Genomic DNA, 25699 nt, shown 5'->3' on the forward strand with positions numbered 1-25699 from the left:
GTGCTCTCACTTATCCGGGATAAACCGTGATGATGTCGCCGTCATAGCTCAGGGCACCGGTATAGAGATAACCCGGAATGTCCTGGATGATATTCAGGCCAATAAGGTGGCGGCTGGCAGGCTTCGCATCGGCGATAAGCCTCTCCATTTCGTAATACATTTCCTCGGTGATGCCCGTGTCCAACACGCCGATATCAAGGCGGAAGGTGCCGGGCGGATCGTTGGTTTGCCACCACTCGGTAACGTTAATCAGATAGCCGAGCGGCTCCACCACGCGGCGCACGGCGCCAATCGTTCCCTTGTGGGCATGAATAAACCACGCCGCGCGGATGACATCCCGCTTGGTGGCCTCCGGCCAGTTCTCATCCCAGCGGTCAACCGAAAACGCCCACGCCAGCCAGGGCAGCAGATTCGCCGGGCAGGTGTCCGCATTCCAGAGATGGCGCAGCGGAACGGGCGTATTTTCGATGTCCGCGCATGCGCGCGCCGCTGCCACCTCAAGCGGCGACGAGCCAACCGGTAGAAGACGCATATTACTCATCGTTTCCCCCCACGGTTACGCTGTAGTGGCTGCACCATGAGGCCTGAGTTTCATCAAGCACGATGTCCGCCGCAGGTGCGGTTAGCTCCACCCTCTGCACCCCTTCAACGTGAAGGGCTGCGTAAATGGCGGACTTGCGGATATCGCGTCCAAGCCGATGCTGGGCCGTGATATAGGCCTGTAGCCTGGCCCTTGCCGCGCTAAGCACGGGTTCACTTTCAGGGCCGGGGAAGAGAAATAGCGAGGCGGCAATGCTGTAGTCGACAATATTGGCCGACTGGACGGTGACGCGGTCGGCGACGGGCCTGACGTCCTCATCGTTCAGCGCATTGCGAACAACGGCGAGCAGTTCCTCAGAGGCCACGCCGTTATTCTCCCGAGAAAGGACTGAGATCGTGACGTTCGCCGGCTGTGGGCTGATTACGGAGATATCCGCCACCCGGCCATCTGCACTGCGTCCATGGAACTGATACGCGCCCGTCGAACCGGCCACGCTCAATCCTTCCGGTGCCTGCTGGATGCGCAAACGAAAATCGGTATCGGACTCCATCACAGCCGGCTTGGGCGGGAACGTGGCGTCATCGGCAGGGGTAATGACCAGACGCGCAAGGTTAGCGTTTGCCCCAATCTGGTCCAGATCGCGGCCCGCTGCATAGGCCAACATAACCGCACGGGCGGCCTCATTAACCCGCTGGCGCCAGATAACTTCCCGGTAGGCGTTCTCCTGCAGCAGCTTCACAATCGGCTCGGATTCCAGGGTCAGCGTCCGTGCAATCGCCTCTTGCTCCTCTTCCGGATAGAGGGAGACAAAGGTGGCCTTTCGTTCTGCCAACAGCGTTTCATAATCCACCTCCTCCACGACATCAGGCGCGGCGAGCTGGCTCAGATCAACAATAGCCATAGCGTTTAACTCAGTGAAATGGTGATAGAAAAGGATTGTCCGGAGGTCGGGCGCGTGCCGGTGATATCGACATACAACGTCCCGTCGTTCTCCGAACGCTCGAATGTGATGGCCGTCAGGCTTATCCGCGGCTCCCATTTCTGGATGGCGGAATAACAGGCGGCCATGATTTGCAGACGCAGCGCCGGACTCTGCGGCCTGTCGATCATCGCCGCCAGCAGCGAGCCGTAATCCCGCCGCATGACCCGCGAGCCGATCGGCGTAACCAGAATGTCGCGCACGCTTTGCCGGATATGTTCAGCCTCTGAAATGCTCAGCCCGGTCTGCCTGTTCATCCCCCTGTAACGCACCGTCATTGTGTCCCCTTAGTCCAGCTTCCGCCGCTTTGCACACTGCCGTGCGCGTGGTTGTCCACCTGCACCCCGTTGGAGGTGAATTTACCGCCGGAATGCTCAATATTTCCGGCCATCACGCCGCCCTTCTGCACCTCAAGAGAGGCAGTAATTAACTTGTTGGTACACACCACTTCAGGCGTATCCAGCGTGATGCGGGAGGTTGACGTCACCCGCACCTCCGGCACGGTGGCGGTCAGCGATTCGGAGGCGGTAATATCGGCCGTTTTAATGCCTGCAACCGTCAGCGCCCCGCGCCCGGGTTCGTACTCGATCACCGCGCCGTCAGGGAACGAGACGTGGAATGCGTCAGGTGACCCGGACGGTGCCGGATGGTCGTCAGAGAAAATGCCGGGCAGCACAAAGGCGGTATCAAGCTCGCCGCCGATGGCCAGCAGCAGCACCTGCTCTCCCTCGGAAGGAGCCCACCAGACGCGCGAACGTCCCGCACGACAGGTTAGCCAGTTCAGCCAGGTGGTTTTCATCCCGCCGGTCTGGACACGACAAAGCCCTCTGTTGAGGTCAACATCGGTCACAACACCGATACGAATAAGATTGCGGATCGCGCGAGCGATGCCGTTCATGGAAGTTAATGTATTCATGAGAAGAGAATGCCGTTCAGGAAGAACGGCAGCAACGAGACGGGGTTTTCTGCGGGATGATACAACAAGCGGTCCAGACGGTAGGTGCCAGGCGGCCTTCAGCGTGGGGAAGTTAGTCCTCCCACTGGCTGACCAGCTCGCCGTTAATATACAACGCCTTCGGACGCGTGACGGGCTCCGGCAGCGGCGGCTCGGGGGAATACGTTGCGTGCAGAACCCCCTGTTCCTCGGAAACAAGAATGCGCTCGGTTAATTGCACGCTGATGGTGATATCCATCGTATCGTCATCGTTCAGGACAATCGCGAAGGTGTAACCGTTTTTGCGTCCTTCATCGAGGGTAAAAATGTCCGGCTGGTTTTCCCGAAGCCAGGCCAGCACCGGGACGAAAAATCCCTCGCTGTCGCCGGTGAAACCGCTGACCTTCGCGTTTAGCGCATACCGCTTTTCAAAGGAGAGCGAGGTGGCCAGCCGGGCGTCAATATTGCCGCTTCCGACCGACATCTGCAGGCGCTCCGGGTTGGTATTGAGTTGAGGGATCGCGTCAATTAATGCCTGACGCAGGCTCTTGAGTTTGTGCATCGAGTTTATCCTGACAGTCTTTGATGGTTTCAACCTGCAGCGCGCAGGCAATAAGGGCGTATTCCAGCCTGCGAATATCCGTGCTGAGATCGCCGTTAGTGGCGGGTTCGCTTCCCGGCATCGGGCAGCGGCTCACCTTCGGGCAGGCGTTGTAAACAATGTGCTGCGGAGGCGCAGGCGGAGCGGGTGTGCAGCCTGCGGACAGCATCAGGCAGCTGAGCGGTATACCAGCGGCGTAACGCTTCATTTTCATTGAGTAATCTCCCGATAGTCGCTTCCCGTCTTGCTCTCTCCTCGCCCGCAGCCACAAGCTCCTCACGGAGCCTGACCTGGGCGTTTTCATTTGCTCTGGCCATCCGCTGCGACAGGGACAGCTGCTGGTTAAGCGTGGCGAGGGCCGCTTTTTGCTCGCTGGCGACCCGGTTGGCCGCGGCTAAGGAACGGGACAGGTTCAGGTTCTCATGGCGAAGCCACAGCGTGATGGCCAGCAGCCCGGCCAGCGCCAGCATGAGGGTTCTCACGGCAGCCCCGTCATGCACCAGGCCTTCTCGCGGACACGACGGTTTTCCAGCCCGGCATTTTTGACGCCGTTGACGTACACCCAGCGGGTAAGCTGTCCGCATGCCTGCGGCCACTGTTTACGTTTGATAAAGGACACCAGCGTCGAACGGCAGGCGGCGCCTGCGCCGACATTAAACGTAAAACTTACCAGCGCGTCGTAGACACGGGGCGGCATCTCCACCGGTGCACACGCCGCCAGACGCCGCTCAACGTTGAGCACATCAGCGACCAGGTTTACCGCAGCCTCACGCTCGGTAATGTCCCGCGTCGGCACAACGTTTGCCGTGTGGCCAATGCCGGACGTCCATACGCCGGCGCTACACCGGTAGGGCGAAAGGCGACATCCTTCGAGATCGGCAATCAACGCCAGTCCTTCCGGGGACGTTTTCAGTAATCGAAAGTCAGGCATCAGCACCGCAAGGGCCAGCACGCCGGCGACGCTGCAACGTTTAATGATTGAGTTCACGAATGCTCTTCTTATCGAGGCCAAGAGACTGGAGATAGCGCCAGGTTTTTCGCTTAAACCAGTAATTCGTCAGCGCGGTAAAAATGGCGCAAAGACTCCCCACGTACAGCGCGACTTTTTCAGGAGACATCGCCCCGAACCAGGCCAGCGCCACGGCCAGCCAGTAGGCGATAACCGTGGTGATTTTCTCCAGGCTCAGTCCCATAGGTTTACGGATTCTTTTGTGGGGGCGCTATTCACCTCCGGCATCTCTACCGGCGTGCCGTGAGGCAAGATAACGCCTAACTCCGCGAGGCCAGGATTGGCCTTCAGAACGGCTTCAACGACGCCAGCCGTGCGCCCATAAAAGCGGGCGCAAACGGCATCAAGCGTGTCCCCCTGCATTGCATAGATTTTCATCAGACGCTCCCAACATCCGGTTTCCAGGTAACGTAGAGTTTCCCGGGCCAGCAGGCTTTTCGCTATCGCTGACGGGTGGACAATCGCAGGCACAACAGATCGTCCGCGAGCGGCGAAGCGTGGTTCAACGGAAGCGCAAAACAGGAATGAGGGTGTTGGTACGGGTGATGACGCCGGGGCTAGCGCCAGCTCTCGTCTTCCCAGACTTCCCGGAGAATAGCGTCCAGCGCCTCGCGATCGGCTTCTTTTTCAAGCCCCTGGAGCTCGACCCCCGTCACCGATCCTATTTTTACGGTCACCCGCGATGACGGAAACAGGGATCGTATTCTGCGGGTCAGTTCGCACTGAAAGGCTTCAACGACGGCATGGCCAATCTGCTGATCTTTATCGAGAGTAATGTTCACCCGAACGTTGCCCTCTTTTTTGATTCGTTCCGGAACAGGCGATGCTGAGAACACAACGGTAAATGCGTTGTTCTTGATTAAATTTCCCCGTGCAATCTCAGCAATCAAATTCAGGGCAATCTCACGATCTCTTTCCTGACACGTTCCTTCCGTCGTCAGTCGCGCAATCATCTCGACTCGTTCAATCATGACCTGCTCGTTCAACTCTCTGTCCACACAACCTCCACCACGAGATACTGTATAAACATACAGTAGCACGTATTCATAAAAAGAGTGAAGCGAAAAATCAGAACTCTTCACGGTATGTACATGATATGGATGGAGATTAGCGTGCTCTCTGAGCGAAGAGATCCGTTAAATACCCAATACGTTCAAGGATTTTCCGCGCCTTTTGCTGGTAAGAGCACGGTGCAGGAAATAGCGATCCGTCAGCTGCGCCCCTGCACCATTTATCGTTAAAGCGGCTGATGCCTCCCGCCATAAGATGCAGGGCTTCTGCCCGGCTGATGGCTATCCCGGTGGCGAGCCGTATCTCATCGATCACCTTCTCCGGTACCCCGTTCTGCGGGTCGTTCGCGAAGACGACGGGCGATGTAGCGCCAGGGCGGATGAATTTGATGCGTTCGGTTAACGCCCGCCTCGCACGCCGGCTGAGGGGTTGAGAAAGATCGGTCTGCGTACAGTTATTGACAGAACTCCGAGGGGATACGGGCGCGTCCTTAAGATCCGCGGCCCGCTTCGGCACAACTTTCCACTGCGTGAGTCGGGTTAAAATTGGGCTGCCCGCGCCAACGGCAGAATCGTACACGCCGCGGATGCGGACCGTTTCCTCGCCGTACTGGTTAAACCCGGCGCGCGGCTCATACAGCGTGCGCACCTGTAAATCATCGCGACGCACAAACGGCCCGCCCTGCGCGGTAACGTAACCCGCCCAGTCTCCGGCGTCGGCAGCCTCATGGACGGCGGTAAACTCAACGCTCAGACCGCTCGCGGCCTCGGTATCCACCAGACGTCGCAGCTCGCGGTAGACCGTTACCGGCGCGCCGCCGATGAACTGAAACTGGCGAATGTGCCAGCGCCCCGCCCAGGCCGACACGGCGGACGCCGTCTCCTTCAGCAGCCCACCGCTTTCGCTATCGGTCTCGCCATCGAGCGCATAGCCGTCGATATTCTTTGAGATGTATTTGGCGATATAGCCGGTAGCGCTGCCTTTCTGCGGATCGATCGCGTCCGCGTGAAAGCGAGCCTGTCTGGCGCTTTCGATCTGCAGCTCAGCGTTCTCCTCCTGCCGCGCGTAGTCCCCGATAATCCGGCGAACGCATTCGACGTCTTCCGGCAGCATAAACATCAGCATGTGCCAGTGGGGTGTACCGTCGTGATGGGGTTCCGCAACGCGGATACCAAAGATACGGCGCCCGTCCCGGTGGAGCTTTGCCCGGATACGCGCCCAGAGACGGGTAAAGTAGATTTGCGTATCCGCCGGGCTGGCCCCGTTCCACTTCGCGTTGGGGAAGCCTGATTTCAGCGTCGCGTGATACTGCGCGGGCGCGGTTAAGGTATAGAACTCGCCCACGTAGCCCAGCGCCTCGCAGATATTTTCAAACCCGCGAATGCGGGTCATCAGTTCACAGCGGCGTATCGCCGGGTTGGCCACCGAGGTATCGTATTTTTCAATCAGGCTGATGCGGTTACCCTCTTCATCCTCCAGCTCCATGCCCTTGAGAAATTCGCGGGTGCGGCGCTTCTGCTCGCGCCACTCGGTCACGCAGCGTTTGCTCGCATACGCCGCTCTCCGTTTGCTGACGTTGCCGAGGGCAATCTGCAGATGCTCGCGCCAGGCAGCCGCGACCCGACGCAGGCGCCCGCGCCACCACGCCTCGGAGAACATGCGGATCACCGCCGCAGCAACGTCATCTTTGTCGAAAAACGTCTTCGACACCCGCTCCCAGTGCGGAGGCGACACGTTGAACTGCCGGGCGATCAGCCCGGCGCGCTGATACCAGACGTACAGCGTCTGGTATTCGCCCATCTCAGCATCGTTAATATTCGCCAGCTCGCCGCGAATAAAGCTGGCGATATCTGCGGCCAGCAGGTCGATGTCCGCGCGGGACATATCCGGAAGGCGGTTATAGCGGGCAACCAGTTCGACCATCCGCGAGGCGAGGTATTGCAAAAGCTGAGTGTCGAAATGGCCGTCAAACACGGCCCTGGAGAGCTCGTCGTGCAGGCCTGCGCAGGCATAGCGTTCAGAGACCCGCCGCAGGCGGGGTAACATCCTTTTGCAGAAGCGGATCAAAAAGGCGTTGGCCTGCGGGCTGCCCCGATGCTGTTCGAGGGCGTCAACCGTGCGCCAGATTTCGAAGCGTACGCAGTCGGGCTGCTGTGAGAGGGCAATTCTTGCCTGCTGCAGCGCCGCGAAAAGGCGATCGCGGCGCTGCTGTTGGGCATGGGTGAGATAAGGGCTGGCAATGGCCGACCGCGGGGCATTCCACGGATACGCAAATGACGTAGCCAACTTATCCTCCCCGGACGTGCTTATTTTTCATCTCCGCGATCTCCTGGCAGGTTACGCAAAGGGCCACGCCGGGCACCGCCATTCGGCGCGCCTCAGGTATCGGGGTCTCGCAGTCCTCGCAGAGGAAACGCGAAGGCGATGCGGGTCGTCTGCGGGCGCGATTAATGTACAGCTCTCTGTCCTCCTGCTCGCGCGCCTGCGCAAGATCGATAAAATCGGCCATCAGTGCAGCTCCTGAGATTCACGCTCGTAGCGGGCCGCCTCGTGGCACAGCAGTTCGGCAACGTCCTCTCCGCTCATGCCGGTTTTGTAGATATGGCTCGCCAGCGCCTCCAGGCGCAGGGAGACCGCGAGGGCTCGCGCGCATCGTTCCTCCGTTTTTGCCTCCATCAGCAGGCGCTTCAGTTCTTCACTTCCGATCGGATAAGGGCGGTTTTCACTGTTTCGCATCACGCGTTCTCCTTAATTTCAGGCAATAGGGTGCCCGGCGGGTTTACGCCATTAGGTTTTTGGTTGGGTTATATCGGCATGGTCAGCCGTTCAGGAAATAAACTCACAACAGCACGAAAATGGTTCATGGCGTTAATCAGCGCCCGTTTCTCTTCGGTCGTCAGCTCGCCGATATCGCACTCATGACGGGCGACGGGCAATCTCGCCAGGAAAAAGATGGCGGCCAGCGCCCTGCTGTTCTCCTCAAAACAGGGATCGCGCTTATCGCGCAGCTCGGCCATAAACCGCGCCAGCTCTTTTGCGCTATCGCTCCCGTATCGGGCGCGCAGTTCAGCGACGTGGTTAAGCCCGTTAAGACGAGCTCCCACGCTAAGTGGAACCCTTGCACGGGCAGCTTCTATCGCCATATCTCCCCTCGCATAAATTCACGCACGCTAATGTGCTGAAAACGGGCACAGCACGGCTTTTTTCCACCGTTTGAGGATTGCGATTTCAGAAGCCATGCTGCATGATTCCCATTTTGATAATGTCTGCAATCATTAGCCTCTGTTTGCCAACGTCTGCCGCTGATTGCCCGAATTTGTAATGATATTAATACCCAAATGAGCATTAGTAAACACCCAAAGGAATATATTTTGATTTTAGATTCTCAAGTGAATAATGAAGAGTTACTCGATAGAATCTGTCAGGTATATGGTTTCACGCAGAAAATCCAGCTGGCCCGGCACTTTAATATCGCCGCCAGCTCGCTTCAGAACCGCTACGCGCGCGGTACCATCTCTTACGACTTTGCGGTTCAGTGTGCGCTGGACACCGGCGCCAGCCTTCGCTGGCTGATGACCGGGCAAGGTGCGCAGTTTGAAGGTAACCCCGCGCCGGGCGATCCCGTTTCGGTTACCTCATACACCCTTAGTGATGGAAGACTCGAAGAAAATACTATTTTGAGTATCGACTCTGCTGTCTTTAGCAAACCGCTGGCGCGCGGCATCGCCGTCCGGGCGGAGGGAAAGCTGCACTTTATTGAAAAAGACGCATCGTTAACCGACGGCCTGTGGCTGGTTGAGATTGAAGGCACCGCCAGCATCCGCGACCTGACGCTGCTGCCGGGTAAAAAACTCCACGTGGCGGGCGGCAAAATTCCGTTTGAGTGCGGTATCGACGAGATAAAAACGGTGGGTCGCGTAGTGGGGATTTACAGCGAGGTGAGCTGAGGACAGCTCGGAAGCATTCGCCACTAAAGGCAGGGCGCTCGCTTTTGGGTAGGGCACGGTAAAACCCGTGGCAGAGGAAAAAGAGGATCGACGCACATTAACAGGGCTGGTGAACGTGTGGCATGTCGCTCTATCGCGTTTACCCCATAATGAGAGCACCACACATCAACTCATTAAAGAAATCCCCCGTCGCGCCGATCATCATCCGTGTGTATTATTTCCTGTAGCTTTTACAACAACTAACCTTAACTCAAATACTTAAGCGCCAAAGCGAAAGGCATCATGAGCACACCGATCAAACGGCTAGAAATCATTAAAAATGCCATTGAACTGGAAGATGACGACATCATCCAGAGCCAGCTGACACGCCTGAAAAATGAAGCGTTTGACGATGAGCTACAGGCAATCGTCGTGGCGTTTGAGCAGAAGAACTATACCGCGGCCATCCGGGCCATCACCGCCTGGCTGCAGGGCCAGCGCGCCGTGACCCAGTGGCGCGATCCGCAGGTGGCCGCCAGCAAGCTGGAGCTGAAGGCGCTGGAAGAGCGTCTGCGCGATCTGATTGACCGCCGCAACGCCCGGGTGCAGCAGCTCGATGAGTTCAACGATCTCTATTTCTCTCGACTCGGACCGCTGATGCAGCAGATCCTCGCCCTGCGCAAAACGCTGGCCGAACTCAACCTGCGTCGTCAGCAGGCGGAAGCGCGTCGTCGCGAGGAAGATTACCGTCGCTGCCAGCGCTATATGGCGCAGGCGGTAGAGGTACTGGCGACGCTCACCCAGCGCTGGCGCGATCTCCCGGCCGACTCCGTGCAGGCCGTTGAGGCGCGTAAGCATCTTGAGCAGCAAAGCAATCTGATTGCCAACCTGCTGGCCGAAGCGCTGGAGCTTGAGAGCGGCTTAACGCGCGAAGAGGAGCCTGCGCGTCAGGCGCGCGACGACGCTAACGAAGAGTACGAGAAGTATCGCGAGCAGCATCACGATGCCGAAGTGCGGCTGCGCAAGGGCAAAGATCTTTCGGAAGAGGATCGCAACGAGCTCAAGCGTCTCTGGCGTCAGGCGAGCAAGCTCTGCCATCCGGACCTGGTGGCAGACGACCTGAAAGAGGAAGCCAACGCGATGATGGTGCAGCTCAACCAGGCGAAGCAGCGTGGTGACGTTAAAACCATTCGCTCACTGGTGGCCCGCCTGCAGCAGGGCTTTGAGCCATTGATGGCAAGCGACAGGCTGAACGATCTGGAACGCATCCGCAAGAAAATGGCGCAGGTCCGCGAGCAGATCGACATCTTAGTGAACGAGCTGGCGGAGCTGGAGAAAGAGGAGTCCTGGCTGCTGGTCTCGTCGCTGAACAATATGGAAGCGTACTTCGCTCAGCAGGAGAAAGCGCTGCACGAGGTCCGCGCCTCGCTCGAACATCAGGTGAGCGAAGCGCAGCTGGATTCCGCCGCCTGATTATTTGGCGTGCCAGTATGCGCTGGCACGCACCAGCTGTGGGTCAATCGCGTCGGTTTCAAACTGACGGCTCAGCGTTTTCACCACCTTCCCTTCCCCGGTCAGCCAGATGAAGTAGTCTTCCCCCGGAACGGTCAGCGCCGCCAGATGGTCCGCTACCGCCTGCTCGCTGTGGCCCACCACCCATGTGATGTTGAATTCGCTCAGGTGCGCCAGATAGTCTTTATAAGATTCGTCCCCGACCGTCACTACCGCATGAATTTCCGGGCGAACCGGCAGTTTAGCAATGCTCTCTAAGCGTCGACGCAGCGCGGGCATGCCGGATTCGTCGCACACGTACAGCTGCCAGGCGTAATCCTCCGGCACCACCAGCGAACCTCGCGGGCCGCCGATGGTCAGCCTGTCTCCCGCTTTCGCCTCGACCGCCCAGCGGCTGGCAACGCCGCCGTCGTGAACGAAGAAATCGAGTACCAGCTCATGATTTGCCTCGTCGTACAGCGGCGTATAGTCGCGCGTCTGAGGACGCACACCGTCGCCCCAGTCGATGCCTTCATCGGTGACCACCGGCGGTACAAACACCGTTCCAGGGGCCGGGAAAAAGACTTTGGTATGGTCGTCGAAACCCCGGGAGCTAAAGCCCTCCAGCGCCTCGCCGCCTAAAACAATACGCTGGAAACCCGCACTGGCGCGCTCAACGCGGAGCACCGTCAGCTCGCGAAAACGCAGATCATTTCGAACACGCTGTGGGTAACGGGTAGATGCCATTTTTAGCCCCTTCTCTGGTGAATACGATATATCTAAATCAATTTTCAAATGATAATGATTACTAATAAGTAAAAATGCAAGATCTTTTAGATTGCATCTGAATATATCTTAGATATAGTTTAGATATATCAAATTAAAGGATCTGTTATGCGACACGAACACGACAGCGGCGGGCGCCGACCGCGCTTTTTCGGCCACGGCGATCTGCGGCTGGTGATTCTGGATATCCTGACCCGCAGCGCAAGCCACGGCTACGAGCTGATCAAAGAGATCGAGAACCTGACGCAGGGAAACTACACTCCGAGCCCGGGCGTGATCTATCCAACCCTGGATTATCTTCAGGATCAGACCTTTATCACCATTACGGAAGAAGAGAGCGGTCGTAAGAAGATTGCGATTACCGCTGAAGGACAACGCTGGCTGGACGAAAACCGGGAACAGCTGGAACAGATCCAGGTGCGTATCAAAGCGCGTTCCGTCGGTTTTCAGCTGCGCAAAAACCCGCAGATGAAGCGGGCGCTGGATAACTTCAAAGCGGTGTTAGACCTGAAGGTAAATCAGGGAGAGCTCAGCGACGCGCAGCTCAAGCAGATTATCGGCGTCATTGACCGCGCGGCGCTCGAGATCTCCCAGCTGGATTAAGCCGGTGCGTGCTCGCTCACGCGGAAGACGCGTACCAGCTCTTTCAGGTGCATCGCCTGTTCGTTAAGCGATGCCGCCGCCGCGACGGACTCCTCCACCAGCGCGGAGTTCTGCTGGGTGGTGGCGTCAATCAGGCCAATCGCGCTGTTAATCTGCGAGATACCTTCCGTCTGTTCGTGGCTGGCCTGGCGGATTTCGCGCAGGATCGCATCCATCTCTTCCACGTTGCCGACCATCCCGTTGATCAACGCACTCGCTTTTTCAACCAGGTTCATCCCGTCCTGGGTCTGGCTGGTAGAGCTCTCAATCAGCTCGCGGATTTCGCTGGCAGACGATGCGCTCTTCTGGGCAAGCTGACGTACCTCACCGGCCACCACCGCGAAGCCGCGACCGTGCTCACCGGCACGCGCCGCTTCCACCGCCGCGTTCAGCGCCAGAATGTTGGTCTGGAACGCAATGGCGTCGATCAGGTCGATAATGTCGGACATCCGGTTCGACGTTTCGTTAATCAGGCGCATTTTGCTGGTCACCTGCTTCATCATCTCGCCGTTGTTTTTGACCACCGTGGCGGCATCCGCCGAGAGGTTGGTGGCTTCCCCGGTATGCGAGGCGGTATTTTTCACCGTCGCGGTGATCTGCTCCATCGAGGCGGCGGTCTGTTCAACGGAGCTTGCCTGCTCTTCCGTGCGCGCGGCCAGATCCTGATTCCCGGCGACAATCTGCGCGGCTGCGCTGGAGATATTCTCCGAGCCGGTTTGCACCTGCTGCACAATGTCCAGCAGTCGCGTTTTCATCTCCATCAGCGCATGCAGCAGAAGACCCGTTTCGTCTTTGCCGTGTGGCGTGATGCTGCCCGTCAGATCGCCCTCGGAAATGGCTTTAGCGAAATGCACCGCCTCGCCGAGCGGACGAGTGATAGCGCGCACGATAAACCAGCCGATCAGGCTGCCTGCCCCGACGCTAAAGAGCGTGAGCAGGATCAGCAGCAGGCGGTTAGACCTGAAATCCCCTTCCACCTGCGCGCCAGCACTCTGCATCTCGCTGTTTTGAATGGTAATCAGCTCTTTCACCTTCGCTTTATAAGCCTGCTGCACGGCGAGGGTGGTGGTCATCATCTCCTGAATAGCGCCCGCACGATTGTTGTTTTGCACTGCCTGCAAAATGCGGTAGCGCGAGTCCAGATACTGCTGACGCACGCTGCGGATATCCGCCAGCACCTGCTGAGACTTTTGATCCTGCAGCGCGTTGTTAAGCTCGCCCAGGATCACCGTGATGTGCTCGCTGATCTCTTTCAGGCGCTGCTGAGATTGCCCCGTGTAGGTGCCCTGCTCGTCGAGCAGCATCAGCTGTTGAGTGCTAATAAATTCCTGGAAATTATCAATTAACTGGTTCGCTTTTACCGTGGTCGGATAATCACTGGTAATAATGGATTGCATCCCGTTATTTGCCCGGTTCAGACTCATCAGAGACAGGCTCGCGCTGATCGCCATCAGGACAATAAAGAACCCAAACGCCAGAAATAATTTCGTGCCGATCTTTACGTCATGTAAGAACATATTTTCTCCATCGATGTGATTATTTCTCAGACGATCGCTGTTATCGGTAACGATTACGCTAACTTTATGAGTTTGATCGTTTTTTTATTTCATAACCCACACAATGGATAGGTAGAGGCTATTAATATTGCCTCATCGATCGTTACCATACCGTCAAACCGGGTATTTTCGAAATAGCATTCTGAAGAACTGACTTAGGCAGGGATAAATAACTGAGGCGATTTCTTTAGTTATTTAATATTAACTTAACAATAAAATACATTAATAGTCACATCCAGCAAATAAAAAGCCGCTTATTTCTTACGGAATAAGCGGCTTTTTTAGGAACATTACAGACTCAATGGAGCACGGTCACCGCATCCTTGAGGCGTCCGGCGCGGTGCTTCACCATCGCAGAAATGTGGGCGCTCTCCTCGACCAGGTCGGCGTTTTTCTGCGTGATGCTGTCGAGTTCGGCAACCGCGCGGGTCAACTCTGACAGTCCGGTGGCCTGCTCGGAGGTCGCGTGGCTGATCTGGGCGATAAGCTGCGTCACGTTTTTCACCTGCACCACGATATCATCCATCGTGCGGCCTGCGGCGTGAACCTGCTCGGAGCCGGACTGCACCTTGCTGGCGCTGGCATCAATCAGTTTACGAATATCATTCGCGGCACTGGCGCTGCGGCTGGCGAGATGGCGGACTTCGCCCGCGACCACGGCAAATCCTTTGCCCTGCTCCCCTGCCCTTGCCGCTTCAACCGCCGCGTTCAGCGCCAGAATATTGGTCTGGAAAGCGATATCGTTAATCAGGGAGGTAATCGAGCCAATTCGCTGCGTGCTGTCGGCAATGTCATCCATGGTTTTGACGACGGTCTGCATCGCGTTGCCCCCTTTCGTCGCCGCGCTGCTCGCGGCCACGGAGAGTTTATCCACCTCGGCAGCGGTTTCAGAGTTACTCTGAACCGAAGCGGCCATCTGGTTCATTGTCGCGACGGTCTGCTGCACGTTCGCCACGGTCTGACGCGTCCGATCGTTCAGATCTTCATTTCCCTGCGCCAGCCTGTCGCTGCCGTCACGGACGCTCACCACCTGGCTCGACACGTCATTGATTAACCAGCGGCACATCAGGCCAAGTTGCCCAACCGCGCGCAGCGTCAGCCCCAGCTCGTCGCTGCGGTTAAGGTGCTGCACGCTGTTGCGCTCCCCGGTGGCGACCTTCAGCGCCTGACGCGCCACATTCTCTATCGGGCGGACAAGCTGTTGCTCAAACAGCAGTGTCCCCAGCAGCATCACCACCGCTGCTGCAACGAGCGGCATCCACCCGGCGGAGGTCGCGACCAGCGTGGCGGCGAGGAGAACAAAGAGCACCGCCATCACGCTGCGCACGCGCCAGCGCAGCGGCATTGCCGGCAGTTTTCCCAGCCAGCCTTTTCCAACGACCAGCCCCTTGTGCACACGTTTTTTACAGCTCCCGTCGTTTAGCGCCCGGTAGAGCGGCTCCACGGCGGCAATCTCTTCCGCTGTAGCTTTGGTGCGAATGGACATATAGCCCGTCACCTGCCCGCGGCGCACCATCGGCACCGCATTCGCACGTACCCAGTAGTGATCGCCGTTTTTGCGCCGGTTTTTGACAATTCCGCTCCACGGCTCGCCCTGCTGCAGCGTGTACCACATATCGGCAAACGCGGCTTTTGGCATATCGGGGTGGCGCACCATATTGTGCGGCTGGCCCGTCAGCTCATCGAGCTGGTAGCCGCTCACCTTCACAAAGGTGTCGTTGGCGTGGGTAATATAGCTGTGGACGTCTGTGGTAGACATTAAGGTGGTGTCATCGTCCAGAGGATATTCATTCTGGGTGACATAAGTTGGAGAGGACATCGTGGGCATCCCTTGCAGGTTATTTGAATGTTAATTTTGTGGGTCAATGTTTTTTCGGCGGTAAACAATTTATCTTTAGTTGTTAAACTTGATGAAGATCGCAAATTTGACTTAAACCATACTTTTTGTATGATTTTATAATTCATTGATTTCAAATACTTTCGATAAGAAATTACCTGTAAAGCATGACCAGTTAATGCCCACTTAAGTAGCAGGGAATGCACTTCTTTAGTGCAGTGGCGCTTTTCCGCTCTCCTTTGTCCTCTCAGTCCTGTACCGCTAAATCCCGTTTCGGTTGCTCCGGCATGATTAAATATTGTGCAACATTATTTTAACCTGGCGTTTATCCCGATTTTCGTTAAGTCCTCTGAAGTGGCGTAATCCCTGCAATACTTAATTCAGTATCATGTGATACGCGATCCCCGGGAGCACATTTTGAACAGGTTACCTTCCAGCGCCTCGGCTCTTGCCTGTACCGCGCACGCACTGAATCTCATTGAGAAGCGAACGCTCGATCATGAGGAGATGAAACAACTTAACCGAGAGGTCATTGATTACTTTAAAGAGCACGTCAATCCAGGGTTTCTGGAGTATCGCAAATCTGTTACCGCCGGCGGGGATTACGGAGCCGTAGAGTGGCAAGCGGGAAGTCTTAACACGCTTGTCGACACCCAGGGACAGGAGTTTATCGATTGCCTTGGTGGTTTTGGTATCTTCAACGTGGGGCACCGTAATCCAGTTGTGGTTTCCGCCGTACAGAATCAACTTGCGAAACAACCTCTCCATAGCCAGGAACTGCTCGACCCGCTTCGCGCCATGCTCGCGAAAACGCTGGCGGCCTTAACGCCCGGCAAACTGAAGTACAGCTTCTTTAGCAATAGCGGCACGGAATCGGTCGAAGCGGCGATTAAACTCGCCAAAGCGTACCAGTCGCCGCGCGGGAAATTCACCTTTATCGCCACCAGCGGCGCGTTCCACGGTAAATCCCTGGGCGCACTGTCTGCTACCGCCAAATCCACCTTCCGCAAACCGTTTATGCCGCTGCTGCCGGGCTTCCGCCACGTGCCGTTTGGCGACATCAACGCCATGCGAACCGCGCTGAGCGAATGCCGTAAAACCGGCGACGACGTGGCGGCGGTGATCCTGGAGCCGATTCAGGGTGAAGGCGGCGTGATCCTCCCTCCGCAGGGCTATCTGCCCGCCGTGCGTCAGCTGTGCGATGAGTTTGGCGCCCTGCTGATCCTCGACGAAGTCCAGACCGGGATGGGGCGCACCGGCAAGATGTTTGCCTGCGAGCACGAAAACGTTCAGCCGGACATTCTGTGCCTGGCGAAGGCGCTCGGCGGCGGCGTTATGCCGATTGGCGCAACGGTGGCGACAGAAGAGGTCTTCTCGGTGCTGTTCGATAACCCGTTCCTGCATACCACCACCTTTGGCGGCAATCCGCTGGCCTGTGCGGCGGCGCTGGCCACCATCAACGTGCTGCTGGAGCAAAACCTGCCCGCGCAGGCGGAGCAGAAAGGCGACATGCTGCTGGACGGCTTCCGTCAGCTGGGCCGGGAGTATCCGGACCTGGTGCAGGACGCGCGTGGGAAAGGGATGCTGATGGCGATTGAGTTTGTCGATAACGAAACCGGCTACAGCTTCGCGAGCGAGATGTTCCGCCAGCGGGTGCTGGTGGCCGGAACGCTCAACAACTCGAAAACCATCCGCATAGAACCGCCGCTCACGCTGACCATTGAGCAGTGTGAGCAGGTGCTGAAAGCGGCGCGTAAGGCGCTGGCAGCGCTGCGGGTGAGCGTGGAAGAAGCGTAAACAACGCCGGGTGGCGCTACGCTTACCCGGCCTGCAAAAAACTGCTATGCAGGCCCGGGAAGCGTAGCGCCACCGGGCAAAACGCTACTCCGGCAACAACCCCACAAAACTGCGTTTCTTGCGCGGCTCCGACATCAGCTCCTCAAGCTTATCCACGCACGCCAGATAGTGCGGGGTTTGCTTGTGCGCCAGCACCGCCTCTTCGTCTTTATAGGCCTCGTAGATAAAGAACCGGGTTTTCACCCTCGGGTCCTGCAGGACGTCAAAACGCAGGTTTCCCGGCTCCTGGATTGCCCCCTCATGGTTGGCGCGGAACACCTCCAGAAACTCGTCCACCCGCTCGGGCTTGATGTTGATCTCTACCAGCGTCACGTTCATTTTGCTTCTCCCTGTTTCTCTTCCTGCCAGAACTGGAACGCATCGCGGGCATTCCAGTTCTCGTGAACCACTTTCTTCACCGCCTTCAGCATGGCGAGCGGCGCGCTGGACTGGAAGATATTGCGCCCCATATCCACGCCCGACGCGCCCTGGTCAATCGCGCGCCAGCACATCTCCAGCGCCTCGTGCTCCGGCAGCTTTTTGCCCCCGGCGATAACGATCGGCACCGGGCAGCTGGCGGTCACTTTTTCGAAGCCCTCGTCCACGTAGTAGGTTTTGACGAACTGTGCCCCCATTTCGGCCGCAATGCGGCTGGCCAGCGAGAAATACCGCGCGTCGCGCGCCATCTCTTTGCCGACGCCCGTCACCGCCAGCGTCGGCATGCCGTAGCGCGCGCCCGCATCGACAAGCTTGATGATGTTGTTGATCGACTGGTGCTCAAACGGGCTTCCGATATACACCTGCGCCGCCACCGCGCAGACGTTCAGGCGCAGCGCGTCCTCCATTGCCACCGCCACGCACTCGTTCGACAGCTCGCCCAGAATCGAGTTACCGCCGGAGGCGCGCAGCACCACCGGTTTGTTCGTCGCGGCTGGCACCTGGCTCCTGAGGATGCCGCGGGTGCACATCAGCACGTCGGTTTCACCAAACAGCGGCGCGATGGAGAGATCGATACGCTCAAGGCCGGTGGTCGGCCCCTGAAAGTAGCCGTGGTCAAAGGCCAGCATCACCGTGCGGTTGCTCTGCGGGTTGAAGATGCGCGAAAGCCTGGACTGCATGCCCCAGTCCAGCGAGCCGCAGCCCTTCAGGGTGTAAAGCACGTTCTGCTGCGGCGTGCCGATGCCAAAATCCTTGCCGTCTTTGATGTCGTCTAAATCAGCCATTTGCTCCCCCGTCAGAAATCGTATTTATTGATGTTCTCTTTGGTGAACACCACGCGCTCCGGCAGCAGCACGATGCCGTTGCCCTTCGCCTCATACTGGTAGCCCTGCACGCTGTTCGGCTCGACCTTCAGCGCGCCGATGTTTTTCACGTCCACGCTGTCGCCGACGTTAAGATCGCTTTTTTTCAGCAGGCGATCGGCGACATTGACCGCAATTTTGCCCTGTTGCACGACGTCCCACAGGCCGAAGGCTTTCACCGTGCCGCGCTCAACGTACGGGCGCATCACGTTCGGCGTGCTGAAGCCGACAATCGCCACCCCTTCGCGCTTCAGGTTTTCCGCCGCCTGCGCCGCCGCAGGCAGCGCGTTGGCGTCCGGGGCAATGATGGCATCCAGATCCGGATACGCTTTTAAGATCCCTTCGGCGGTTTGCAACGATTTGGTGGCGTCGTTATAGCCAAACTGGGTCGTCACGACCTGCCACTGGGGGTGATCTTTCTCGATTTTGGCCTTCGCCTCCTTCACCCACTGGTTCTGGTCGGTAACGGTCGGGCTGGAGTAGAAGAAAGCCACTTTGGCATTTGGTTTGGTGACCTGCTTGCCCGCCATCTCCACCAGCAGGCCGCCCAGCTGCTCCGGCGTTCCCTGATTGATGTAGATGCTGCGGCACTCCGGTTTGGTGTCGGAGTCCCAGGTCAGGACCTTGACGCCGCGCTGCATCGCGCGCTTGAGCGCCGGGCAGAGGCCGTCCGGCGACACGGCGGAGACGATGATGGCGTTATAGCCCTGGTTGACGAAGTTATTGATGAGCTGCACCTGCCCGGAGACGCTCGGTTCGGTTGGGCCGTCGTAGGTCACGTCCACGCCGAGATCTTTCCCCGCCTCTTTCGCGCCGTTGCCGCCGCTGGTGAAGAAGCCCACGCCCACCAGCTTCGGGATAAAGGCAATGCGATCCGCCGCCTGCGCCGAAGCGAAGCTGAGGGCCATTGCCAGAACTATCAGTTTTGTTTTCATCTTACGCTCCGGATAGTTTTCTAAAGAGAGATCGCACCCATTCGCGGTGCAGACTCAGCGAACGCCCCATCACCACCACAACCAGCAGCGCCCCTGACAGCGCGCTCGACACCTGGTTAGGGATGCCGACCATCTGTAAACCCTGCTGCAGGTAGCCCACCAGCAGCGCCGCCAGCGCCGTACCAACAACCGAACCTGAACCGCCGTAGATATTCGCTCCGCCGAGCACGGCGGCGGTGAGCGCTGGCATCAGCAAATCGCGCCCCAGATCCGAACGCGCGGAGCCGAAATAGGAGACCATCACCAGCGCGGCAACCGCCGAGGCCACGCCCACCAGGCCGTAGAGCGCGTAGGGCATGCCGTTCACCGACAGCGCCGCATAGCGCGCCGCGCGCGGGTTTTGCCCGATCAAAAACAGGTGACGACCAAAGCGCCCGCGGTGGGTAATCAGCCAGAAAAAGGCAGTAATCACCGCGAACAGCACCAGCGGGATCGGCAGGCCCAACACAGTGAGGTTAGCGAACGCCGTGAAGCCGTCCGGGAAGCCGCCGATGCCCTCATAGCCCGTCGCCCCCGCCATGCCGGAGAGCAGCAGCGCCCCGCCTCCGTAGAGGTAGAGGGTGCCGAGGGTAATCACCAGAGGACTAATGCCGGTGTAGTGGATAAGCGCCGCATTCAGCAGCCCGCACAGCAGGCCGAGCAGCAGGGTTAATGGAATGGCTACCGCCATCGGCCATCCCGCCTGCATCATCAAGCCCAGCGCGATGGCGCACAGTCCAATGGTTGAGCCGAGGGAGATGTCGATCCCGCCGCTGACGATCACAAGCGTGAGCGGCAGCGCCACGATGCCGATGCAGATGAAGTCGCTGGTGCTGAACAGCAGCATATTGATATCGAGCATGCGCGGGTTGATGGCGCCAAAGAGCAGGATCTCCAGCACCAGCAAAATCAGCAGCGCGCTTTCCCAGTTAAGCCTCATTTACGCCACCTCTTTTTTGCGTTTGGGAAACGGGGTGACGTGCTTTCCCCCTTTGTTGCCCGGCTGGAAGCGACCGTACTTCAGCGCCCGCTGATGGCGCGCCAGCGCCTGGCGCAGGCGCCCGTCGAGCACCAGTACGCCCAGCAGGACCAGCCCGGCGATAAAGTCGTTCCACCACGCCGGGAGTCTGAACAGCACCAGCACGGTGTCGATTTGCGTCAGGAAGAAGGCGCCGAGCAATGCGCCAACCAGCGTGCCGGTGCCGCCCAGCAGCGAAATGCCGCCGAGCACGCAGGCGGCGATGGCCTTCATCTCCAGCCCGCTGCCGGTCTGGTTGGGTACAAAGCCAATCTGCGCGGCAAAGACCACCCCGGCGCAGGCCGCCAGCATGCCGTTCAGGGTAAAGGCAAGCATGCGGGTGCGGTTTACCGCCACGCCCAGCTGGCGCGCGGCGGCAAGGTTATCCCCTACCGCGTAAAAATCACGCCCGAACGCGGTGCGCGACAGCGTCCACGCGCCCGTGACCGCGATAATCAACACCAGCATGCCTAGCGGCGAAATGCCGATGGCGGCAGGCTCGGAGAGGGATTTCAGCCCCGGCGGCAGCCCCTCAATCCACTTTCCGCCCGTCCAGAGCAGCATCGCGCCGCGGTACAGCCCCAGCGTGCCGAGGGTGGCGACAATCGCCGGGATGCGCAGCCCCACCACCAGAAACCCGTTGAACGCCCCGGCCAGCGCGCCAGTCGACAGCGCGAAGAGAATGGAAAGGGGCAGGCTGTAGCCGCTATTAAGCGCCACGCCGACGGCGATGGCGGACAGCCCGACGATGGAGCCGACGGACACGTCGATATTGCGGGTCAGCATCACCAGCGCGGCACCGATGGCCAGCAGGATCAGGATCTGCGAGCTGGCGAAGATCATCCCCAGCGTCTGCAGGCTGAAGTAGGACGGGTTCAGCGCCACCAGCACGGCGAACAGCGCCAGAATGGCGAGAAACGCGCTCAGCTCGCGGTTTTTCAGTAAGGTCTTCATGATTGCCCTCCGAATGCCAGCGCCATCATCCTGTCGAGGCTGACGGCGTGGCGCGGCAGCTCGCCGCTGAGCACGCCCTGATGCATCACCAGCACCCGGTCCGCAAGGCCCGGGAACTCGTCGAGATCGCTTGAGATCATCAGCACCGCCACGTTCTGCGCCGCCACGCTTTTTATCAGCTGATAGATGTCTGCGCGCGCCGAGACGTCCACGCCGCGCGTCGGTTCATCGACGATCAGCAGTAAAGGGTTGGCCTCGAGACAGCGCGCCAGCAGCACCTTCTGCTGGTTGCCGCCGGAGAGCGTGCGCACGGTTTGATCCGCATGGTTGAGCTTGATCCCCAGCGCCCGGTGATAGCGCTCCACCACCGCAGACTCCCGCTTGCGCTGCTGCCAAATCGACGGCTCGTTCAGCGCCACGGTGTTCCAGCGGATCGGCGCGTCGAGGAACAGGCCGGACACCTGCCTGTCCTCCGGCAGGTAGACCAGCCCTTTTTCCAGGCGTGAACTTACCGGCTCGGCGGTGATCTCCTGATTCTCCAGCCAGACGCGGCCCCCGCGCACGGGCCGCAGGCCGTAGAGCGTTTCCGCAAACTCGGTGCGCCCGGATCCCACCAGCCCGGCCAGGCCGACGATCTCTCCGGCGTAGATCTCAAGGCTGAGATCGATAAAACCTTCTCCGGTGAGATCGTCCACCCGCAGCACCGGGAAATCCTGCGCCTGGGTGCGGCGGTTGCCCGGCAGCGCCAGCCACAGCTTTTGCGTATCGCTGAGTGATTTCTCCCGGCTCACCGGCGTCATGGCGGCGATCAGGGCGCTGTCGTCAAACTGCGCGGTTTCGCCGCTCAGCACCACCGCGCCGTCGCGCATCACCGAGACGTGGCTCGAAAGCACGCGGATTTCCGGCAGCTTGTGCGAGATAAAGACGATCCCGACGCCGAGTGCCTGCAGGGCGCAGATCTGGCGGAACAGCCGCTCGGTTTCGCCCGGCGTGAGTGAAGCTGTAGGTTCGTCGAGGATCAGGATCCTGGCGTTGCGCATCAGCCCGCGCAGGATCTCCACCATCTGCTGATCCGCCACTTCCAGGGTGCTGGCGGTGGCGTCGAGATTAAGCGGGCACTGCAGCTGCTGGAGTTTTTCCGCCAGGCGCTTTTCCAAATCGCGCTCGCGCGGCAGGCGAAACAGGATGTTTTCCCGCACCGTCAGGTTGGGGAACAGCTGCGGCTCCTGCGGCACCAGATAAATGCCGAGCCTGTGCGCCTGCACGGGCGTGAGCCGCGCATATGACTGCCCCTCGACGGAAAGTTCACCGCCGTCCGGCGTTTCCACCCCGGCGATGATCTTCATCAGCGTCGATTTTCCCGCGCCGTTTCCGCCCATCAGCGCGTGCACCTGGCCCGCAAGCAGCGTGAAATCTATGCCTTTTAGAACCGGCACGCCTGAGAACTGCTTGCTGATATTCCGCGCGTCGAGAAGTGGTGTCATCATCGCTCCGCTATTGAACAAATGATTTTTAGATTTAATAATGTTCAAAAGCGTAGACGGTGAACTATATTTACAACCGTGCAGGGATCACAGTTTTATCGATTGAGATTCAGATAAACCAGAAACGATCTAAAAGATCCGTTTTGTCGCGTGGCTCACACTTTCCCTCCGCGCCATCACGAACATATGATCTAAATTTTTATAAGAGTTCAACTATGAGCGATAAACGCACTGCGGAAGAAGGACGGTTTGCCGGGCTGGCGCTGGCGGAAGAGGAGCTGGTGGCGCGCGTGGCCTGGTGCTACTACCACGACGGATTAACCCAGAACGACATCGGCGAGCGGCTCGGGCTGCCGCGCCTGAAGATCTCCCGCCTGCTGGAGAAGGGCCGTCAGTCCGGGGTGATCCGGGTGCAGATCAACTCCCGCTACGAGGGCTGCCTGGCGCTGGAGACCGAGCTGCAGCAGCGCTTTGGCCTGAAGCTGGTGCGCGTGATGCCCGCGTTAAATACGCCGCCGATGAACGTGCGGTTAGGCATAGGCGCCGCGCAGTCGCTGATGGGCGTACTGGAGCCCGGCCAGCTGCTGGCGGTGGGCTTTGGTGAGACCACCATGAGCAGCCTGCAGCACCTGAGCGGGTTTATCAGCTCGCAGCAGATCCGCCTGGTGACGCTCTCCGGCGGCGTCGGGCCGTATATGACCGGTATCGGCCAGCTGGACGCGGCCTGCAGCGTGAGCATGATCCCCGCCCCGCTTCGCGTGTCATCCGCCGAGGTGGCCGGGATCTTAAAGCGCGAAACCAGCGTGCGGGACGTGATCCTCGCCGCCACCGCTGCCGACGTGGCGGTAGTCGGCATTGGTTCGGTGAACCAGCGCCGTGACGCAACGATACTGCGCTCCGGCTATATCAGCGAAGGCGAGCAGCTGATGTATGCCCGCAAAGGTGCGGTCGGCGACATTCTCGGCTATTTCCTCAATGCCGAAGGGGAGTGCGTCGAGGAGCTGGAGATCCACAAAGAATTACTCGGCGTCACGCTCGATGAACTGGCGCAGCTGCCCACCATCGTTGGCGTGGCCGGAGGGGAAGAGAAAGCCGATGCGATTTATGCCGCACTGAAGGGTCGCCGTATCAATGGCCTGGTGACGGAGGAGACGACAGCCCGCGCGGTGCTGGCTCTGGCCGACTAAGAGCCGCCCTGCGCTAACAACGAGGCAAGCTCATGAGTTACCTTTTAGCGTTAGATGCAGGGACAGGCAGCGTTCGCGCCGTTATTTTCGATTTACAGGGCAACCAGATTGCCGTCGGCCAGGCCGAGTGGAAGCACCTGAGCGTGGAGAACGTGCCGGGGTCGATGGAGTTTGACCTCGAGACCAACTGGCAGCTGGCCTGCCGGTGCATTCATCAGGCGCTGGAGCGTGCGCGCCTGAGCGCGGCGGATATTCAGTCCGTCGCCTGCTGCTCGATGCGCGAAGGGATCGTGCTGTACGACCGCAACGGCGAGGCCATCTGGGCCTGCGCCAACGTCGACGCCCGCGCCAGCCGCGAGGTAGCCGAACTCAAAGAGATCCATGACGACCGTTTTGAATCCGAAGTGTATGAAGTTTCCGGCCAGACGCTGGCCCTGAGCGCCATGCCTCGCCTCCTGTGGCTGGCGCACCATCGTCCGGATATTTACCGCAAGGCCGCGACCATCACCATGATCAGCGACTGGCTGGCGGCGAAGCTCTCCGGCGAGCTGGCGGTCGACCCGTCTAACGCGGGTACCACCGGCATGCTGGATCTCTTCTCCCGCGACTGGCGTCCGGCGCTGCTCGACATGGCCGGGCTGCGCGCCGATATTCTCTCCCCGGTAAAAGAGACCGGCACCGTGCTGGGCGCTATCACCAAAGAGGCCGCACAGCAGAGCGGCCTGCGCGAGGGCACGCCGGTGGTGATGGGCGGCGGCGACGTGCAGCTGGGCTGTCTGGGGCTGGGCGTGGTTCGCGCCGGGCAAACCGCGGTGCTGGGCGGTACCTTCTGGCAGCAGGTCGTGAACCTGCCGCAGGTGCGCACCGATCCCGAGATGAACATCCGCGTGAACCCGCACGTTATTCCCGGCATGGCGCAGGCGGAGTCGATCAGCTTCTTTACCGGGCTGACCATGCGCTGGTTCCGCGACGCCTTCTGCGCCGAGGAAAAACTGATTGCCGAACGGATGGGGATGGACACCTATTCCCTGCTTGAAGAGATGGCGAGCCGCGTGCCGGCGGGCTCCCACGGGGTGATGCCGATCTTCTCCGACGCGATGCATTTCAAGCAGTGGTACCACGCCGCGCCGTCGTTTATTAACCTCTCCATCGACCCGGAAAAGTGCAACAAAGCGACGCTGTTCCGCGCCCTGGAGGAGAATGCGGCGATAGTCTCGGCCTGCAACCTGGCGCAGATTTCGCGCTTCTCCGGCGTAACGTTTGAGAGCCTGGTGTTTGCGGGCGGCGGGGCCAAAGGCGCCCTGTGGAGCCAGATCTTAAGCGACGTCACCGGGCTGCCGGTGCGCGTGCCCGAAGTGAAAGAGGCGACGGCGCTCGGCTGCGCGATTGCGGCAGGCGCGGGCGCGGGGCTGTTTGCGGATATGGCCTCGACGGGCGAGCGGCTGGTGAAGTGGAGCCGCGAGTTCACGCCGAACCCGCAGCACCGCGAGCTGTACGACGGCATGATGCAGAAATGGCAGGCGGTGTACGCCGATCAGCTCGGGCTGGTGGACAGCGGGCTGACGACATCGATGTGGCAGGCTCCGGGGTTAGTACGTTCCCCCTCACCCCGGCCCTCTCCCTAAGGAAGTG

General features: G+C 59.2%; 30 protein-coding genes. 6 read left to right on the forward strand and 24 right to left on the reverse strand.

Translation table 11 applies throughout. The annotated features are described in order from the left end of the window. Positions 1–10: 10 nt before the first annotated feature. The 15 genes from KGP24_RS20220 to KGP24_RS20290 form a co-directional block, all read right to left on the reverse strand. On the reverse strand, positions 11–541 hold the full coding sequence (locus KGP24_RS20220; protein WP_223561612.1) for a phage tail protein I: 531 nt from the start codon (positions 539–541) through the stop codon (positions 11–13). After that, a complete protein-coding gene (locus KGP24_RS20225; protein WP_223561613.1) occupies positions 534–1442 on the reverse strand; it encodes a baseplate assembly protein in 909 nt (302 codons plus the stop codon). Before KGP24_RS20225 ends, KGP24_RS20220 begins: the two co-directional genes overlap by 8 nt. Before the next feature lie 5 nt (positions 1443–1447). Next, positions 1448–1798, reverse strand: coding sequence for a GPW/gp25 family protein (locus tag KGP24_RS20230; RefSeq protein WP_023309241.1), 351 nt, complete (start codon positions 1796–1798; stop codon positions 1448–1450). Further along, complete coding sequence (locus KGP24_RS20235; RefSeq protein WP_047646380.1) at positions 1795–2436, reverse strand: phage baseplate assembly protein V; 642 nt, start codon at positions 2434–2436, stop codon at positions 1795–1797. The genes KGP24_RS20230 and KGP24_RS20235 overlap by 4 nt, the downstream gene beginning before the upstream one ends. A 112-nt stretch (positions 2437–2548) precedes the next feature. Then, positions 2549–3016: a phage tail protein gene (locus KGP24_RS20240; protein ID WP_223561614.1), complete on the reverse strand. Its 468-nt coding sequence runs from the start codon at positions 3014–3016 to the stop codon at positions 2549–2551. Next, a complete protein-coding gene (lysC, locus tag KGP24_RS20245) occupies positions 2979–3224 on the reverse strand; it encodes an Rz1-like lysis system protein LysC (protein WP_245403331.1) in 246 nt (81 codons plus the stop codon). The genes KGP24_RS20240 and lysC overlap by 38 nt, the downstream gene beginning before the upstream one ends. Further along, positions 3112–3537 carry an Rz-like lysis system protein LysB gene (gene lysB, locus KGP24_RS20250; protein WP_223561615.1) on the reverse strand — a complete coding sequence of 142 codons (426 nt, stop codon included), beginning with the start codon at positions 3535–3537 and terminating at the stop codon, positions 3112–3114. Before lysB ends, lysC begins: the two co-directional genes overlap by 113 nt. Continuing rightward, entirely contained in the window at positions 3534–4043 is a 510-nt protein-coding gene (locus KGP24_RS20255; protein WP_223561616.1) for a lysozyme, read from the reverse strand. The genes lysB and KGP24_RS20255 overlap by 4 nt, the downstream gene beginning before the upstream one ends. Then, positions 4027–4248 (reverse strand): HP1 family phage holin, encoded by a 222-nt coding sequence (locus tag KGP24_RS20260; RefSeq protein ID WP_023309247.1) that lies wholly within the window; start codon positions 4246–4248, stop codon positions 4027–4029. Before KGP24_RS20260 ends, KGP24_RS20255 begins: the two co-directional genes overlap by 17 nt. Next, positions 4239–4442 carry a tail protein X gene (locus KGP24_RS20265; RefSeq protein ID WP_023309248.1) on the reverse strand — a complete coding sequence of 68 codons (204 nt, stop codon included), beginning with the start codon at positions 4440–4442 and terminating at the stop codon, positions 4239–4241. Before KGP24_RS20265 ends, KGP24_RS20260 begins: the two co-directional genes overlap by 10 nt. Positions 4443–4621: 179 nt before the next feature. Beyond that, positions 4622–5062, reverse strand: a complete 441-nt coding sequence (locus KGP24_RS20270; RefSeq protein WP_223561617.1) for a DinI-like family protein — start codon at positions 5060–5062, stop codon at positions 4622–4624. A 109-nt stretch (positions 5063–5171) separates the two neighbouring features. Further along, entirely contained in the window at positions 5172–7361 is a 2190-nt protein-coding gene (locus KGP24_RS20275; protein ID WP_223561618.1) for a replication endonuclease, read from the reverse strand. 1 nt (position 7362) lies between these two features. Further along, the gene (locus KGP24_RS20280) at positions 7363–7584 is read right to left on the reverse strand and encodes a TraR/DksA family transcriptional regulator (protein ID WP_223561619.1); all 222 of its coding nucleotides are present in this window, start codon (positions 7582–7584) and stop codon (positions 7363–7365) included. After that, on the reverse strand, positions 7584–7811 hold the full coding sequence (locus tag KGP24_RS20285; protein ID WP_041908021.1) for a DUF2732 family protein: 228 nt from the start codon (positions 7809–7811) through the stop codon (positions 7584–7586). Before KGP24_RS20285 ends, KGP24_RS20280 begins: the two co-directional genes overlap by 1 nt. Positions 7812–7879: 68 nt before the next feature. Then, a complete protein-coding gene (locus KGP24_RS20290) occupies positions 7880–8218 on the reverse strand; it encodes a DUF5347 domain-containing protein (protein ID WP_223561620.1) in 339 nt (112 codons plus the stop codon). Positions 8219–8446: 228 nt separating this feature from the next. Between KGP24_RS20290 and KGP24_RS20295 the strand changes: the two genes are divergently transcribed. Further along, the gene (locus KGP24_RS20295) at positions 8447–9022 is read left to right on the forward strand and encodes a phage repressor protein CI (protein WP_223561621.1); all 576 of its coding nucleotides are present in this window, start codon (positions 8447–8449) and stop codon (positions 9020–9022) included. Between the two features lie 282 nt (positions 9023–9304). Further along, positions 9305–10474 (forward strand): DNA repair protein, encoded by a 1170-nt coding sequence (locus tag KGP24_RS20300; protein ID WP_223561622.1) that lies wholly within the window; start codon positions 9305–9307, stop codon positions 10472–10474. Here the strand turns inward: KGP24_RS20300 and KGP24_RS20305 are convergent, their stop codons facing one another. Then, positions 10475–11239: a siderophore-interacting protein gene (locus tag KGP24_RS20305; protein ID WP_223561623.1), complete on the reverse strand. Its 765-nt coding sequence runs from the start codon at positions 11237–11239 to the stop codon at positions 10475–10477. A gap of 147 nt (positions 11240–11386) precedes the next feature. Here KGP24_RS20305 and KGP24_RS20310 point away from each other — a divergent pair, with 147 nt between their 5' ends. After that, positions 11387–11881: a PadR family transcriptional regulator gene (locus tag KGP24_RS20310; protein ID WP_023333504.1), complete on the forward strand. Its 495-nt coding sequence runs from the start codon at positions 11387–11389 to the stop codon at positions 11879–11881. Here KGP24_RS20310 and KGP24_RS20315 read toward each other — a convergent pair. Then, positions 11878–13437, reverse strand: a complete 1560-nt coding sequence (locus KGP24_RS20315; protein ID WP_223561624.1) for a methyl-accepting chemotaxis protein — start codon at positions 13435–13437, stop codon at positions 11878–11880. The two genes, KGP24_RS20310 and KGP24_RS20315, sit on opposite strands and share 4 nt — an antisense overlap. 337 nt (positions 13438–13774) lie before the next feature. Continuing rightward, positions 13775–15295, reverse strand: a complete 1521-nt coding sequence (locus KGP24_RS20320; RefSeq protein ID WP_223561625.1) for a PAS domain-containing methyl-accepting chemotaxis protein — start codon at positions 15293–15295, stop codon at positions 13775–13777. A gap of 435 nt (positions 15296–15730) precedes the next feature. Here KGP24_RS20320 and ygjG point away from each other — a divergent pair, with 435 nt between their 5' ends. Next, the gene (gene ygjG / locus KGP24_RS20325) at positions 15731–17110 is read left to right on the forward strand and encodes a putrescine aminotransferase (RefSeq protein WP_032650311.1); all 1380 of its coding nucleotides are present in this window, start codon (positions 15731–15733) and stop codon (positions 17108–17110) included. Positions 17111–17194: 84 nt separating this feature from the next. Here ygjG and lsrG read toward each other — a convergent pair whose 3' ends face one another. Genes lsrG through lsrA form a run of 6 tightly spaced genes read right to left on the reverse strand, consistent with a single transcriptional unit; the run spans position 17195 to position 22880 of the window. After that, entirely contained in the window at positions 17195–17488 is a 294-nt protein-coding gene (gene lsrG / locus KGP24_RS20330) for a (4S)-4-hydroxy-5-phosphonooxypentane-2,3-dione isomerase (protein ID WP_008503162.1), read from the reverse strand. Further along, positions 17485–18372: a 3-hydroxy-5-phosphonooxypentane-2,4-dione thiolase gene (lsrF, locus tag KGP24_RS20335; protein ID WP_223561626.1), complete on the reverse strand. Its 888-nt coding sequence runs from the start codon at positions 18370–18372 to the stop codon at positions 17485–17487. The genes lsrG and lsrF overlap by 4 nt, the downstream gene beginning before the upstream one ends. Positions 18373–18383: 11 nt before the next feature. Then, complete coding sequence (lsrB, locus tag KGP24_RS20340) at positions 18384–19385, reverse strand: autoinducer 2 ABC transporter substrate-binding protein LsrB (protein WP_223561627.1); 1002 nt, start codon at positions 19383–19385, stop codon at positions 18384–18386. A gap of 1 nt (position 19386) precedes the next feature. Continuing rightward, positions 19387–20364, reverse strand: coding sequence for an autoinducer 2 ABC transporter permease LsrD (gene lsrD / locus KGP24_RS20345; protein ID WP_223561628.1), 978 nt, complete (start codon positions 20362–20364; stop codon positions 19387–19389). Further along, a complete protein-coding gene (gene lsrC / locus KGP24_RS20350) occupies positions 20365–21396 on the reverse strand; it encodes an autoinducer 2 ABC transporter permease LsrC (RefSeq protein ID WP_223561629.1) in 1032 nt (343 codons plus the stop codon). Continuing rightward, on the reverse strand, positions 21393–22880 hold the full coding sequence (gene lsrA, locus KGP24_RS20355; RefSeq protein WP_223563537.1) for an autoinducer 2 ABC transporter ATP-binding protein LsrA: 1488 nt from the start codon (positions 22878–22880) through the stop codon (positions 21393–21395). Before lsrA ends, lsrC begins: the two co-directional genes overlap by 4 nt. A gap of 215 nt (positions 22881–23095) precedes the next feature. Between lsrA and lsrR the strand changes: the two genes are divergently transcribed. Both lsrR and lsrK read left to right on the forward strand, forming a co-directional pair. Continuing rightward, complete coding sequence (gene lsrR, locus KGP24_RS20360) at positions 23096–24067, forward strand: transcriptional regulator LsrR (RefSeq protein ID WP_126796133.1); 972 nt, start codon at positions 23096–23098, stop codon at positions 24065–24067. Between the two features lie 32 nt (positions 24068–24099). After that, the gene (lsrK, locus tag KGP24_RS20365; RefSeq protein WP_223561630.1) at positions 24100–25692 is read left to right on the forward strand and encodes an autoinducer-2 kinase; all 1593 of its coding nucleotides are present in this window, start codon (positions 24100–24102) and stop codon (positions 25690–25692) included. Positions 25693–25699 lie beyond the last annotated feature (7 nt).

The organism is Enterobacter sp. JBIWA008 (assembly GCF_019968765.1).
In the GTDB taxonomy this organism is placed as follows: domain Bacteria; phylum Pseudomonadota; class Gammaproteobacteria; order Enterobacterales; family Enterobacteriaceae; genus Enterobacter.